The 12,303-nt window shown below is 57.9% G+C and carries 10 protein-coding genes; 7 read left to right on the top strand and 3 right to left on the bottom strand.

Annotated elements, in window-relative coordinates:
• Position 1: 1 nt before the first annotated feature.
• Both ACIOMO_RS24180 and ACIOMO_RS24175 read left to right on the top strand, forming a co-directional pair.
• Positions 2-1,786 (top strand): GMC family oxidoreductase, encoded by a 1,785-nt coding sequence (locus ACIOMO_RS24180; RefSeq protein ID WP_401244005.1) that lies wholly within the window; start codon positions 2-4, stop codon positions 1,784-1,786.
• Between the two features lie 12 nt (positions 1,787-1,798).
• A complete protein-coding gene (locus ACIOMO_RS24175; RefSeq protein ID WP_401244003.1) occupies positions 1,799-3,079 on the top strand; it encodes a c-type cytochrome in 1,281 nt (426 codons plus the stop codon).
• A 72-nt stretch (positions 3,080-3,151) separates the two neighbouring features.
• Here the strand turns inward: ACIOMO_RS24175 and ACIOMO_RS24170 are convergent, their stop codons facing one another.
• Positions 3,152-3,454: a hypothetical protein gene (locus tag ACIOMO_RS24170; RefSeq protein ID WP_282358352.1), complete on the bottom strand. Its 303-nt coding sequence runs from the start codon at positions 3,452-3,454 to the stop codon at positions 3,152-3,154.
• 222 nt (positions 3,455-3,676) lie between these two features.
• On the opposite strand from ACIOMO_RS24170, the gene ACIOMO_RS24165 reads away from it, so the two are divergent.
• Entirely contained in the window at positions 3,677-4,735 is a 1,059-nt protein-coding gene (locus tag ACIOMO_RS24165; protein WP_401244001.1) for a PA0069 family radical SAM protein, read from the top strand.
• A gap of 86 nt (positions 4,736-4,821) precedes the next feature.
• Here the strand turns inward: ACIOMO_RS24165 and ACIOMO_RS24160 are convergent, their stop codons facing one another.
• On the bottom strand, positions 4,822-5,400 hold the full coding sequence (locus tag ACIOMO_RS24160; RefSeq protein WP_156316116.1) for a hypothetical protein: 579 nt from the start codon (positions 5,398-5,400) through the stop codon (positions 4,822-4,824).
• Between the two features lie 499 nt (positions 5,401-5,899).
• Between ACIOMO_RS24160 and ACIOMO_RS24155 the strand changes: the two genes are divergently transcribed.
• Both ACIOMO_RS24155 and ACIOMO_RS24150 read left to right on the top strand, forming a co-directional pair.
• Complete coding sequence (locus ACIOMO_RS24155) at positions 5,900-6,628, top strand: carbonic anhydrase (RefSeq protein ID WP_053116387.1); 729 nt, start codon at positions 5,900-5,902, stop codon at positions 6,626-6,628.
• Between the two features lie 90 nt (positions 6,629-6,718).
• Entirely contained in the window at positions 6,719-8,245 is a 1,527-nt protein-coding gene (locus tag ACIOMO_RS24150) for a SulP family inorganic anion transporter (protein ID WP_053116386.1), read from the top strand.
• A 123-nt stretch (positions 8,246-8,368) separates the two neighbouring features.
• On the opposite strand, the gene ACIOMO_RS24145 is transcribed toward ACIOMO_RS24150, so the two are convergent.
• Complete coding sequence (locus ACIOMO_RS24145; protein ID WP_053125446.1) at positions 8,369-9,019, bottom strand: hypothetical protein; 651 nt, start codon at positions 9,017-9,019, stop codon at positions 8,369-8,371.
• A gap of 369 nt (positions 9,020-9,388) precedes the next feature.
• On the opposite strand from ACIOMO_RS24145, the gene coxB reads away from it, so the two are divergent.
• Positions 9,389-10,516 carry a cytochrome c oxidase subunit II gene (coxB, locus tag ACIOMO_RS24140; RefSeq protein WP_053125439.1) on the top strand — a complete coding sequence of 376 codons (1,128 nt, stop codon included), beginning with the start codon at positions 9,389-9,391 and terminating at the stop codon, positions 10,514-10,516.
• A gap of 82 nt (positions 10,517-10,598) precedes the next feature.
• A complete protein-coding gene (ctaD, locus tag ACIOMO_RS24135) occupies positions 10,599-12,185 on the top strand; it encodes a cytochrome c oxidase subunit I (protein WP_016986466.1) in 1,587 nt (528 codons plus the stop codon).
• Positions 12,186-12,303 lie beyond the last annotated feature (118 nt).

The raw sequence follows: 12,303 nt of genomic DNA, 5'->3' as shown, positions 1-12,303 counted from the left end.
CATGGCAACGGTATTGAAGAAAGTGGACGCAGTCATCATCGGTTTCGGCTGGACTGGCGCGATCATGGCCAAGGAGCTGACCGAAGCGGGTCTCAATGTGCTGGCGCTGGAGCGCGGGCCGATGCAGGACACCTACCCCGACGGCAACTATCCACAGGTGATCGACGAACTCACCTACAGCGTGCGGAAAAAACTCTTTCAGGACATCTCCAAAGAGACCGTCACCATTCGCCACAGTGTCAACGACATCGCGCTGCCGAACCGCCAGTTGGGCGCGTTCCTGCCGGGCAACGGTGTTGGCGGCGCCGGTCTGCACTGGTCGGGCGTGCACTTCCGCGTCGATCCGATCGAGTTGCGCATGCGCAGCCATTACGAAGAGCGCTACGGCAAAAGCTTTATCCCCAAGGACATGACTATCCAGGACTTCGGCGTCAGCTACGAAGAGCTGGAGCCGTTCTTCGATTACGCCGAAAAAGTCTTTGGCACCTCGGGTCAAGCGTGGACGGTGAAAGGCCAACTGGTCGGTCAGGGCAAGGGCGGCAACCCGTACGCGCCGGATCGCTCCAACCCGTTCCCGTTGGAAGCACAGAAGAATACGGTTTCCGCACAGCTGTTCGGCAAAGCGGCTACAGAAGTCGGTTACAAACCCTACAACCTGCCGTCCGCGAATACGTCGGGGCCGTACACCAACCCTTACGGCGCACAAATGGGCCCGTGCAACTTCTGCGGTTTTTGCAGCGGTTATGTTTGCTACATGTATTCCAAGGCGTCGCCGAACGTGAACATTTTGCCGGCGCTGAAGCCGCTGCCGAATTTCGAGTTGCGCGCCAACGCCCACGTGCTGCGGATCAACCTCGACAGCACCAAGAGCAAAGCCACCGGCGTCACCTACATCGATGCACAGGGTCGCGAAATGGAGCAACCGGCGGATTTGGTGATCCTCGGCGCGTTCCAGTTGCACAACGTACGTTTGCTGCTGCTCTCCGGCATCGGCAAACCGTACGACCCGAAGACCGGCGAAGGCGTGGTCGGGCGTAACTTCGCCTACCAGAACATGGCGACCATCAAGGCGTTCTTTGACAAGGACACCCACACCAACAACTTCATCGGCGCCGGCGGTAACGGCGTGGCGCTGGACGACTTCAACGCCGACAACTTCGACCACGGCCCGCACGGCTTCGTCGGCGGCTCGCCGATGTGGGTCAACCAGGCGGGCAGCCGACCGATCGCCGGCACCTCGAACCCGCCCGGCACGCCGGCCTGGGGCAGTGCGTGGAAACGCGCGACCGCCGATTACTACACCCACCAGGTGTCGATGGACGCCCACGGCGCGCATCAGTCCTACCGTGGCAACTACCTCGATCTCGACCCGGTGTACCGCGATGCCTACGGTTTACCGCTGCTGCGCATGACCTTCGACTGGCAGGAAAACGACATCAAGATGAACCGCTTCATGGTCGAGAAAATGGGCAAGGTCGCCGAAGCCATGGGCCCGAAAGCCATTGCGGTGATCGGCAAGAAAGTCGGCGACCACTTCAACACCGCCGCGTACCAGACCACCCACCTCAACGGTGGCGCGATCATGGGCACCGATCCGAAGAAGAGCGCGCTGAACCGCTACTTGCAGAGTTGGGACGTACATAACGTCTTCGTTCCGGGCGCCTCGGCGTTCCCGCAAGGCCTGGGCTACAACCCGACCGGACTGGTGGCTGCACTGACCTACTGGTCGGCAAAAGCGATCCGCGAGCAGTACCTGAAAAACCCCGGCCCGCTGGTTCAGGCTTAAGGAGCGATGACCATGAAGAATTTCGTTATCGCGACCCTGGCCCTGCTCGGCAGCGCCTCGATCCATGCGACTGAGGTTGATCAAGCCTTGATCAAACAAGGCGAATACCTCGCCCGCGCCGGTGACTGCGTGGCTTGCCACACGGCCAAGGGCGGCAAGCCGTTCGCCGGTGGTCTGCCGATGGAAACGCCGATCGGCACGATTTACTCGACCAACATCACCCCGGACAAAACCGGCGTCGGTGAATACAGCTTCGAGGACTTCGATCAGGCCGTGCGCCATGGCGTCGCCAAAAACGGCAGTACCTTGTACCCGGCGATGCCGTATCCGTCCTACGCGCGTGTCAGCGAAACCGACATGCAGGCGCTGTACGCGTACTTTATGCACGGCGTCGAACCGGTCGCGCAGGAGAACAAGGCCAGCGACATTCCGTGGCCATTGAGCATGCGTTGGCCGCTGATGGGCTGGCGCTGGATGTTTGCGCCGAAGGTCGAGGACTACAAAGCAACGAGTACCGACCCGGTGATCGACCGTGGCGCGTATCTGGTTGAAGGCCTCGGCCATTGCGGTGCCTGTCACACGCCACGGGCGCTGACCATGCAGGAAAAATCCTTGAGCGCAGCCGATGGCAGTAATTTCCTCGCCGGCAGTGCGCCGCTGGAAGGCTGGATCGCCAAGAGCCTGCGCGGCGATCACAAGGATGGCCTCGGCGGCTGGAGCGAAGAGCAACTGGTGCAATTCCTCAAAACCGGTCGCAGTGATCGCAGCGCGGTGTTCGGCGGCATGAGCGACGTGGTCACCCACAGCATGCAATACATGACCGACGCCGACCTGACCGCCATCGCCCGCTATCTCAAGTCGCTGCCGGCCAATGACCCAAACGATCAACCGCATCAGTACGACGAGAAAGCCGCCAAAGCCCTGTGGAACGGCGACGACAGCCAACGCGGTGCCTCGGTGTACATCGACAACTGCGCGGCCTGCCACCGCACTGACGGCCACGGTTACACGCGTGTGTTCCCGGCACTGGCGGGCAATCCGGTGCTGCAATCGGAAGACCCGACCTCGCTGATTCACATCGTGCTCAAGGGCGGCACCCTGCCTGCGACGCACACTGCGCCTTCCACCTTCACCATGCCGGGTTTCGCCTGGCGTTTGTCGGATCAGGAAGTGGCGGATGTGGTGAGTTTTATTCGTGGCAGTTGGGGTAATAAAGGCTCGGCCGTTAATGCCGATGAAGTCGCCAAGTTGCGCAAAGGCGATTTGAGCCAGGCAACTATCGACACTCGTTGATGAGCCGACACTAAAAAGCCCCTGCTTGAGCAATCAAGCAGGGGTTTTTTATAAATATGAAAACTATCTTAGTTACGGATTGATGATACTTGCATAAGCTTTGGCGAGCGCCGCCAGTTTGGCTTTGTCTGCATCGCCAATCACACCGTCGCGATCCACATCTTGATTGAGACGGTCAATGGTAAAGGTCTTGCCGCCGTCTTTAGAGGTTGCGGTGACCATGATCGAATCAACCAGCAATTCGCTTTCGGTCGAAGTTTGCGCGTCCCACGCCAATTCCTTGCGTGCCAGTTGCATGGAAACCAATGTATTAGGCTCCGACGGGCCGGGTTGCATCAGTTGTAGAAAAACGCCACGAGCGTTGAAAAACGACATAACTAAATCCTTTTATTTAATAAGTTTCGAACACGACGAAAGACTACAAATTCAAGACTCGAATAACCAGTCGATAGTTGTTTCGCTAGTTTGCACATAACAACTTACTTATTGTCGGCAATAGCTGAAGCGCAGCATTTCTTGCCGGCCAGCCAAACGGTAGTGGCCAAAAACCGGCAAATGCGATTACTGTATGGATATACAGAACAAAGGATCCGACTGATGTCCATCGCCCTGCCCCCACGCGGCCGCGGCACCGCGACCAACCCGCACAACCGCTTCGCGCCGAGCCGTTCGGTAGCTGAGGACGACGGCTGGTATCAGGAAGTGCCCGAAACACAGAACACCGAGGTGATGATCGAGACCGCGAAAACCATCATCACCCGTAACACATCGCCCGACCTGCCCTTCGATCGCTCGATCAATCCCTACCGAGGCTGCGAACACGGCTGCATTTATTGCTACGCGCGACCCAGTCACGCCTATTGGGATATGTCGCCGGGACTGGATTTCGAAACTCGGCTGATCGCCAAGACCAACGCCGCGCAAGTGCTGGAAGAACAGCTGAGCAAGCGCGGTTATCAATGTGCGCCGATCAATCTGGGCTCCAACACCGATCCGTATCAGCCGATCGAACGCGAACACAAAATCACCCGGCAGATCCTCGAAGTGCTGCTGCGCTACCGGCATCCGGTGACCATCGTCACCAAGGGCTCGCTGATTCTTCGCGATCTCGATCTGCTGACTGAATTGGCGCAGCAGCGGCTGGTGGCGGTGATGATCAGCCTGACCACGCTGGACGATGAACTCAAACGCATTCTCGAACCGCGTGCCGCTGCGCCGAAAGCACGCTTGCGCGCAATTCGGGTGATGCGCGAAGCGGGGATTCCGGTCGGCGTGCTGTGTTCGCCGATGATTCCGATGGTCAACGACAGCGAAATCGAAAACCTGCTCAACGAGGCGCACGCTGCCGGTGCACAAAGTGCTGCTTATATGATGTTGCGCCTGCCACTGGAAGTGGCGCCGCTGTTCGAGGAATGGTTGGCCGCGCACTACCCGCAACGCGCTGCACATGTGCTGAGCCTGATCCGCCAGAGCCGTGGCGGCGAGCTTTACGACAGCCGTTTCGGCGCCCGCATGCGTGGCGAAGGGCCGTTTGCCGACCTGCTCGCACAACGCTTTGCCAAAGCCATCAAACGGCTTGGCCTCAATCATCGCGAAGGCTACAACCTCGATTGCACAGCTTTTTGCCCGCCGGGCGCACAAATGTCGCTGTTGTAGATGGGCGTCGCAAAAAAAAACGCCTGATCGAGCCTACGCTCGACCAGGCGATTAATTACAACTTGATTAATTAAGCAAGAAGCTGATTAGAACCAACCCTTAATCCAGTCGACGATGGTATTGAAAGTATTTTTGATGTTTTCCCAAGCGTTTTTTACCCACACGACGAACTTCTCAACGATATTGCTGATCCAGAAATAAATCTCGTTGTACAGATTACTGAAGAACGCCATGATCTTGTCAGCAACGGAAAGAATAGCGCCTTGGGTAGCAGGATACTTCTCGCCAATACCGATGGCCTTATCGTACATTTGGTCGATCTGTTTATTCGATGCTTCTTTTTGGCTTGCCCGTTTCTCCTCCATGCGTTTGCGGAATTCGGCAGCGGCGTCATCACCGCCGTTGGTTTTCTTGAAGTCCTCGGTATCCGCAGTGATCTGGGTCTGGATCACGGTAGTGCTAACTGTACCGCTTCGCTGAGAGTCGTTTTTCAGATCATCAATTGCAGCCTGCTCTTCAGGGTTCAGGGCAGTCAGTGTCGACAAAGTCGAATAAACCGGTTTAACCAGCGCCTGACGACGTGCCCCAGGCGTATGGTCACAGTGCGCCTTATGATATTCGCGCAGCGCATTCATGGTAGTTGCAAAAATAGTCGAAGTAGTCATTTTCAATCCTTGAAAGTTTTAATAAGAGCGCGAAAGTTGCGCCCACCGAAAAACTATAAAAATTAAACTATCAGACCGCAACTAGTTAGTTATTTCAAAAAATAAACACCATTATCAACAACAACGAAACTTCGTTATTAACAACTAACTCATTACATCGCTACAGCCCTTGGATCAATGTAGCCCGATCGCTAAAAGGCAGACTGAGAGCGGCATCACCAAACCTTCTGTCTGCTACCTCGCCAGACGTCATTGATTTAGCGACAATTAGCACAGGTTTGAGGGGCTGGTATCCCCCCGTCGAAAACTGCCAGTCACGTTTTTTGTGACCTGGAACACACGTTCTAGAGCGGTTGATTCAGTTTCAGTTAAGTTTCGGCGGCTACCTTGTTCATCGAGTGACTGACCGGTCTGGATGACCGCGATAGTTTTAAACAGCCACTGGCTTCATACCGGAATACCGGGGAAGATTCCCTGAATCCGTCAAAGAGGATGAATCATGAGTGATAAGGATAAACAGCCGCTGGCTGCGTCGGCGCCGTCCCCAGAAGCGGAATCCGCCGATGCAGCGCTGCGCCAGATCGTAGATGGCTTTTTGCATTTTCATCATGAGATTTTTCCGCAGCAGGAAGAACTCTTCAAGAAACTCGCCACGGCCCAGGCGCCGAAAGCGATGTTCATCACCTGCGCCGACTCGCGCATCGTCCCCGAGCTGATTACGCACAGTTCGCCCGGCGATCTGTTCGTGACCCGTAACGTCGGCAACGTGGTTCCGCCTTACGGCCAGATGAACGGCGGCGTTTCCACCGCGATCGAATACGCGGTACTGGCACTCGGCGTGCAGCACATCATCATCTGCGGCCACTCCGATTGCGGCGCCATGCGTGCGGTGCTCAACCCGGACAGCCTGGAAAAAATGCCGACGGTCAAAGCCTGGCTGCGCCACGCTGAAGTCGCGAAAACCATGGTGCATGAAAACTGTAACTGCGCCGACGAAAAAGAAAGCATGCCGATCCTCACCGAGGAAAACGTCATCGCCCAACTGCAGCACTTGCGTACCCATCCTTCGGTAGCCTCGCGCATGGCGAACGGTCATCTGTTCATCCATGGCTGGGTTTACGACATCGAAACCAGCGAAATCAAAGCTTACGACGCGGATCAGGGACGCTTCCTGCCGCTCGACGGCAGCCATCCGATTCCGGTGGCGACGCCCAAAGCGCGCTTCTAAATCTTCCTAAACATCTGTGTGGTTTGACGCCGGTCGCTGATTCAGCGGCCCGGCCTTGCCATGCCTGAAGAAAACGTCGGGAGAATCGCCATGCGTGCGGCTCAATTGAAAGCGGTGTTGCCACGGGAGTTGCTCGCTTCCGTGGTTGTGTTTCTGGTCGCTCTGCCGCTGTGCATGGGCATTGCGATTGCGTCAGGGTTGCCGCCGGCAAAGGGTTTGATCACCGGGATCATCGGTGGTTTGGTGGTCGGTTGGCTGGCGGGGTCGCCGTTGCAGGTCAGTGGGCCGGCGGCGGGTCTGGCGGTGTTGGTGTTCGAGCTGGTGCGCCAGCACGGCATCGAGATGCTCGGGCCGATTCTGTTGCTCGCCGGTTTTCTGCAACTGGTGGCCGGGCGCTTGAAGCTCGGTTGCTGGTTCCGGGTGACGGCGCCAGCGGTGGTCTACGGGATGCTGGCGGGGATTGGCGTGTTGATCGTGCTGTCGCAGGTGCATGTGATGCTCGATGCGTCACCGAAACCTTCCGGGCTGGATAACCTCGCCGCATTCCCGGCGGCGGTGGCTCAGGCCGTGCCGTCGTTCGGTTGGCAGGCCGGGTTGCTCGGGCTGTCGACGATTGCAGTGATGTGGTTGTGGGAAAAATTCCGTCCGCATTCGCTACGGTTTATTCCCGGGGCGCTGCTTGGCGTGGGGCTGGCGACGGGTGCCAGCCTGATGCTGGCCTTGCAGGTGAAACGCGTTGAGGTGCCGGCGAATCTCGCGGAAGCCATCGACTGGTTGAAGCCGACAGATCTGCTCAGTCTGGCCGATCCGACATTGCTGATCGCGGCGTTCGCCGTAGCATTTATCGCCAGTGCCGAAACGCTGTTGTCCGCCGCCGCCGTGGATCGCATGCACAGTGGCGTGCGATCTGATTTCGACCGTGAACTGTCGGCGCAAGGGGTCGGCAATATGCTCTGCGGTCTGGTTGGCGCACTACCGATGACCGGGGTGATCGTGCGCAGTTCGGCCAACGTCCAGGCCGGTGCGACCACGCGGTACTCGACGATTTTCCATGGCTTGTGGCTGCTGGCGTTCGTGCTGTTGTTGTCGAGCGTGCTGCAAAGCATTCCGGTGGCGAGTCTGGCCGGTGTGCTGGTGTATACCGGTTTCAAACTGGTCGACCTGAAAGCCTTTCGCGGTCTGAGTCGTTATGGGCGGATGCCGATGTTCACCTATGCCGCGACGGCCCTGGCGATCATCTTCACTGACCTGCTGACCGGTGTGTTGTTGGGTTTCGGTCTGACGCTATTGAAGCTGGCATTCAAGGCGTCGCGGTTGAAGATCAGCCTGATCGATCTGCCGCAGGACGGCGAGATGGAATTGCGTTTGATCGGTGCGGCGACCTTCCTCAAAGTGCCGGCGCTGACCCAGGTGCTCAACAGTATTCCGGCAGGCGTGACGGTGCATGTGCCGCTCAATAATCTGAGCTACATCGACCATTCGTGTCTGGAGTTGCTGGAGGAATGGGGCCGGGCGAATGCGGCGAAGGGGTCAAAGCTGTTGATTGAGTCGCGCGGGTTGAAGCGCAGGCTTGAAGGGCGGATTCGCACCACCACCGGCATCGGTGCAGCCGGCTAAACCTCCCGGTCGAACTCAACCCCTGTAGGAGCTGCCGCAGGCTGCGATCTTTTGATCTTGTTTTTTACAATCAAGATCAAAAGATCGCAGCCTGCGGCAGCTCCTACATTGGATCGTGTGAAATCAGGCGGCGGGCTGGTCGAGTTCCAGGCCTACGCCCAATCGGCGGCTCATGCACGGCCAGCGTTTCCACGCGGCGCCGGTGTCCGGGCTGCTGAGTTTTTCGCGGTAGGCTTCTACCGATTCCAGCGCAAAACTTTCGTCGTTGAGCATCTCGTCGATCGCGTGATGCACCGCTTCGTCCAGTTGGTTGGCAAATTCCTCACCGATCAATTGGTGAGCAATCAAGTTGGCGACCGTCATGTCCAGGGGGATCAGTGGCTGGCCGAAATGCTTGATGTACAGGTCGTTGACCTCTTCGACAAAACGGTGCGCCAGATAGGCTTCATCCAGCAGGCTATCCAGGCCAACATGCCCGGCCATGATGGCGGGTGGCTGGAGGAAATACTGCTCGGCGATTTTCAGCACCGGTTTGATCTGCGATTCGATTCCCGCTTCCCTGGCGACTTCATTGGCTGCATCCAGCAGGTCTGGCACTTCATCGATGTAGGCGGCGACAAAACGCGTCAGCACACCCTGGGCGTCGGCTTCCGGCAGTTGAATGGCCGGGTGTAAATGAGGCAGCTTGCTTTCCAGCTGACGGGTCAGCAGGCCGGTGTCTTTCTCGTGCTGTTGGGCTGTTTGGATCTGCTCGCGCAATGCGGCGGTGTTCATGAAAACTCCAGGGAACAAGGCAATGAATTAGGGAAGACATAAGTTAGCTGGCTTACGAAAATTGCTAAGACGCATTTGTCATAATTATTTCATCCTTGATGCAGCTGCGTTATATCGATTTGCCACCACTCGTCTGCATCCTTCTCCATTCGTGCCCTTGAACGCAAGTTCCAGCTGTTTCAGATCATTTACCTCGCCACGTTGCAATTCTCAGCCGCTGACTATACTCGCCAGTGAATGGAGTTAGCTGATGACGCCCGACTGCACCCGCAGCAAGGCCCGGCGATTCAAGTTCGTAGTCTGATGCAGCCGCTCCCTTGCCGCAGGCGAAAGCCGGCGGGATAACAAGAACGATAAGGGGAACCCGCAATGATGCGACATCCACACGTCTGGATGGGCCTCCTGTTGTGGTCGATTTTCAGTCCGGCACACGCCGCATGGACTGTGAATATGGCGCCTGGAGCGACTGAAATCAGTCACGCAGTATTCGACCTGCACATGACCATTTTCTGGATCTGTGTGGTGATCGGGATCATCGTCTTCGGCGCCATGTTCTGGTCGATGATGGTGCACCGCCGTTCTACCGGGCAGGTCGCCGCAAAATTCCACGAAAGCACCACCGTCGAGATTCTCTGGACCGTCGTACCGTTCCTGATTCTGGTAGCGATGGCCGTGCCGGCGACCGCCACCCTGATCAAGATGTACGACACCAGTGAGCCGGATATCGATATCCAGATCACCGGTTATCAGTGGAAGTGGCACTACAAATACCTGGGCCAGGACGTCGAGTTCTTCAGCAACCTGGCCACCCCCGCCGAGCAGATCCACAACAAGGAAGCCAAGGGCGAGCACTACTTGCTCGAGGTCGATAAGCCGTTGGTGCTGCCGACCGGGGCCAAGGTGCGCTTCCTCGTGACCTCCGCCGACGTTATCCACTCGTGGTGGGTGCCGGCCTTCGCGGTCAAACGCGATGCGATCCCGGGGTTCGTCAACGAAGCGTGGACGCGCATCGACAAGCCCGGCATCTACCGTGGCCAGTGCGCCGAACTGTGTGGCAAGGATCACGGCTTCATGCCGATCGTGGTCGAGGTCAAGGAGAAGGCCGACTACGACAAATGGCTCGCTGAGCGCAAAGCCGAAGCCGCGCAGCTTAAAGAGCTGACCAGCAAGGAGTGGACGCTCGACGAACTCAAAGAGCGCGGCGACAAGATTTATCACACCACCTGCGTCGCCTGTCACCAGGCCGAAGGTCAGGGCCTGCCGCCAATGTTCCCGGCGCTCAAGGGCTCGAAAATCGCCACCGGACCGAAAGAAGGCCACTTGAGCATCGTCTTCCACGGCAAGCCCGGCACCGCCATGGCGGCGTTCGGCAAGCAGCTGTCGGAAGTCGATATCGCAGCGGTCGTGACCTACGAACGTAACGCCTGGGGCAACAACAAGGGCGACATGGTCACGCCAAAAGAAGTGCTGGAGCTGAAACAGGCGGAAAGCAAATGAGCCGGTCTATCGCGTACTTCGTGAACCGGCCGGGGCAGCGCGCCCCGGCCTGCCTCGCCCACTCACGTAAAGGAGACCGGCCATGAGCGCTGTAATCGATGACCATGGTCATGCCGACCACGCCCACGGCCCTGCCAAAGGCCTGATGCGCTGGGTGCTGACCACCAACCACAAGGACATCGGCACGCTGTATCTGTGGTTTGCGTTCTGCATGTTCCTCCTCGGCGGTACGTTCGCGATGGTGATTCGCGCCGAACTGTTCCAGCCGGGGCTGCAAATCGTCGAGCCGGCGTTCTTCAACCAGATGACCACCATGCACGGTCTGGTGATGGTCTTCGGTGCGGTGATGCCGGCCTTCGTCGGCCTCGCCAACTGGATGATCCCGTTGATGATCGGCGCGCCGGACATGGCCCTGCCCCGGATGAACAACTTCAGCTTCTGGCTGTTGCCGGCGGCGTTCCTGATCCTCGTGTCGACCCTGTTCACTCCCGGTGGCGGGCCGAACTTCGGCTGGACGTTCTACGCGCCGCTGTCGACCACTTACGCACCGGAAAGCGTGACCTTCTTCATCTTCGCCATCCACTTGATGGGCATCAGCTCGATCATGGGCGCGATCAACGTGATCGCGACCATTCTCAACCTGCGCGCCCCCGGCATGACGCTGATGAAAATGCCGCTGTTCGTCTGGACCTGGCTGATCACCGCGTTCCTGCTGATCGCGGTGATGCCGGTACTGGCCGGGTGCGTGACGATGATGCTGATGGACATTCACTTCGGCACCAGTTTCTTCAGTGCTGCCGGTGGCGGTGACCCGGTGTTGTTCCAGCATGTGTTCTGGTTCTTCGGGCATCCCGAGGTGTACATCATGATTCTGCCGGCCTTCGGCGCGGTCAGCTCGATCATCCCGACCTTTTCGCGCAAGCCGCTGTTTGGCTACACCTCGATGGTTTATGCGACGGCGAGCATTGCGTTCCTGTCGTTCATCGTCTGGGCGCACCACATGTTCGTGGTCGGCATTCCGTTGGTGGGCGAGTTGTTCTTCATGTACGCGACGCTGCTGATCGCGGTGCCGACCGGGGTGAAAGTGTTCAACTGGGCCAGCACCATGTGGCAAGGCTCGCTGACCTTCGAGACGCCGATGCTGTTTGCCGTGGCGTTCGTGATCCTGTTCTCCATCGGCGGTTTCTCCGGGCTGATGCTGGCCATCGCCCCGGCGGACTTCCAGTATCAGGACACCTACTTCGTCGTCGCGCACTTCCACTACGTGCTGGTGCCGGGGGCGATCTTCGGGATCTTCGCGTCGACCTATTACTGGCTGCCGAAATGGACCGGCCACATGTACGACGAAACCCTCGGCAAGCTGCATTTCTGGCTGTCGTTTGTCGGCATGAACCTGACCTTCTTCCCGATGCACTTTGTCGGATTGGCGGGGATGCCACGACGGATTCCGGACTACAACCTGCAGTTCGCCGACTTCAACATGGTCTCGTCGATTGGCGCGTTCATGTTCGGCGCGACGCAGATTTTCTTCCTGTTCATCGTGATCAAAACCATTCGCGGCGGCCCGCCAGCACCGGCCAAACCTTGGGATGGCGCGGAAGGTCTGGAGTGGAGCGTGCCGTCACCGGCGCCGTACCACACCTTCACCACACCGCCGGAAGTGAAATGAATATCCAGCCTTTTGTGAAATTGGTGCAGAGGCACAGATCCCCTGTGGATGCTCACAGATATTCTCTGGATGCACATAGAGCCCCTGTTGATGTTCACAGATATTCTCTGGATGCACA

Source organism: Pseudomonas sp. NPDC087804 (assembly GCF_044742965.1).
GTDB classification, from domain to species: domain Bacteria; phylum Pseudomonadota; class Gammaproteobacteria; order Pseudomonadales; family Pseudomonadaceae; genus Aquipseudomonas; species Aquipseudomonas rustica.
The sequence above is the reverse complement of the archived record's forward strand: the minus strand, read 5'-3'. Positions and strand labels throughout refer to the sequence as shown.

Excerpts from the sequence above, each read along its gene's own strand:
- ACIOMO_RS24170 (WP_282358352.1), bottom strand. The coding sequence starts at position 3,454 with ATGTCGTTTTTCAACGCTCGTGGCGTTTTTCTACAACTGATGCAACCC.
- ACIOMO_RS24150 (WP_053116386.1), top strand. The coding sequence starts at position 6,719 with ATGCGTGCGGCTCAATTGAAAGCGGTGTTGCCACGGGAGTTGCTCGCT.
- ACIOMO_RS24175 (WP_401244003.1), top strand. The coding sequence starts at position 1,799 with ATGAAGAATTTCGTTATCGCGACCCTGGCCCTGCTCGGCAGCGCCTCG.
- ACIOMO_RS24165 (WP_401244001.1), top strand. The coding sequence starts at position 3,677 with ATGTCCATCGCCCTGCCCCCACGCGGCCGCGGCACCGCGACCAACCCG.
- ACIOMO_RS24180 (WP_401244005.1), top strand. The coding sequence starts at position 2 with ATGGCAACGGTATTGAAGAAAGTGGACGCAGTCATCATCGGTTTCGGC.
- ACIOMO_RS24155 (WP_053116387.1), top strand. The coding sequence starts at position 5,900 with ATGAGTGATAAGGATAAACAGCCGCTGGCTGCGTCGGCGCCGTCCCCA.
- ACIOMO_RS24160 (WP_156316116.1), bottom strand. The coding sequence starts at position 5,400 with ATGACTACTTCGACTATTTTTGCAACTACCATGAATGCGCTGCGCGAA.
- ctaD (WP_016986466.1), top strand. The coding sequence starts at position 10,599 with ATGAGCGCTGTAATCGATGACCATGGTCATGCCGACCACGCCCACGGC.
- ACIOMO_RS24145 (WP_053125446.1), bottom strand. The coding sequence starts at position 9,019 with ATGAACACCGCCGCATTGCGCGAGCAGATCCAAACAGCCCAACAGCAC.
- coxB (WP_053125439.1), top strand. The coding sequence starts at position 9,389 with ATGATGCGACATCCACACGTCTGGATGGGCCTCCTGTTGTGGTCGATT.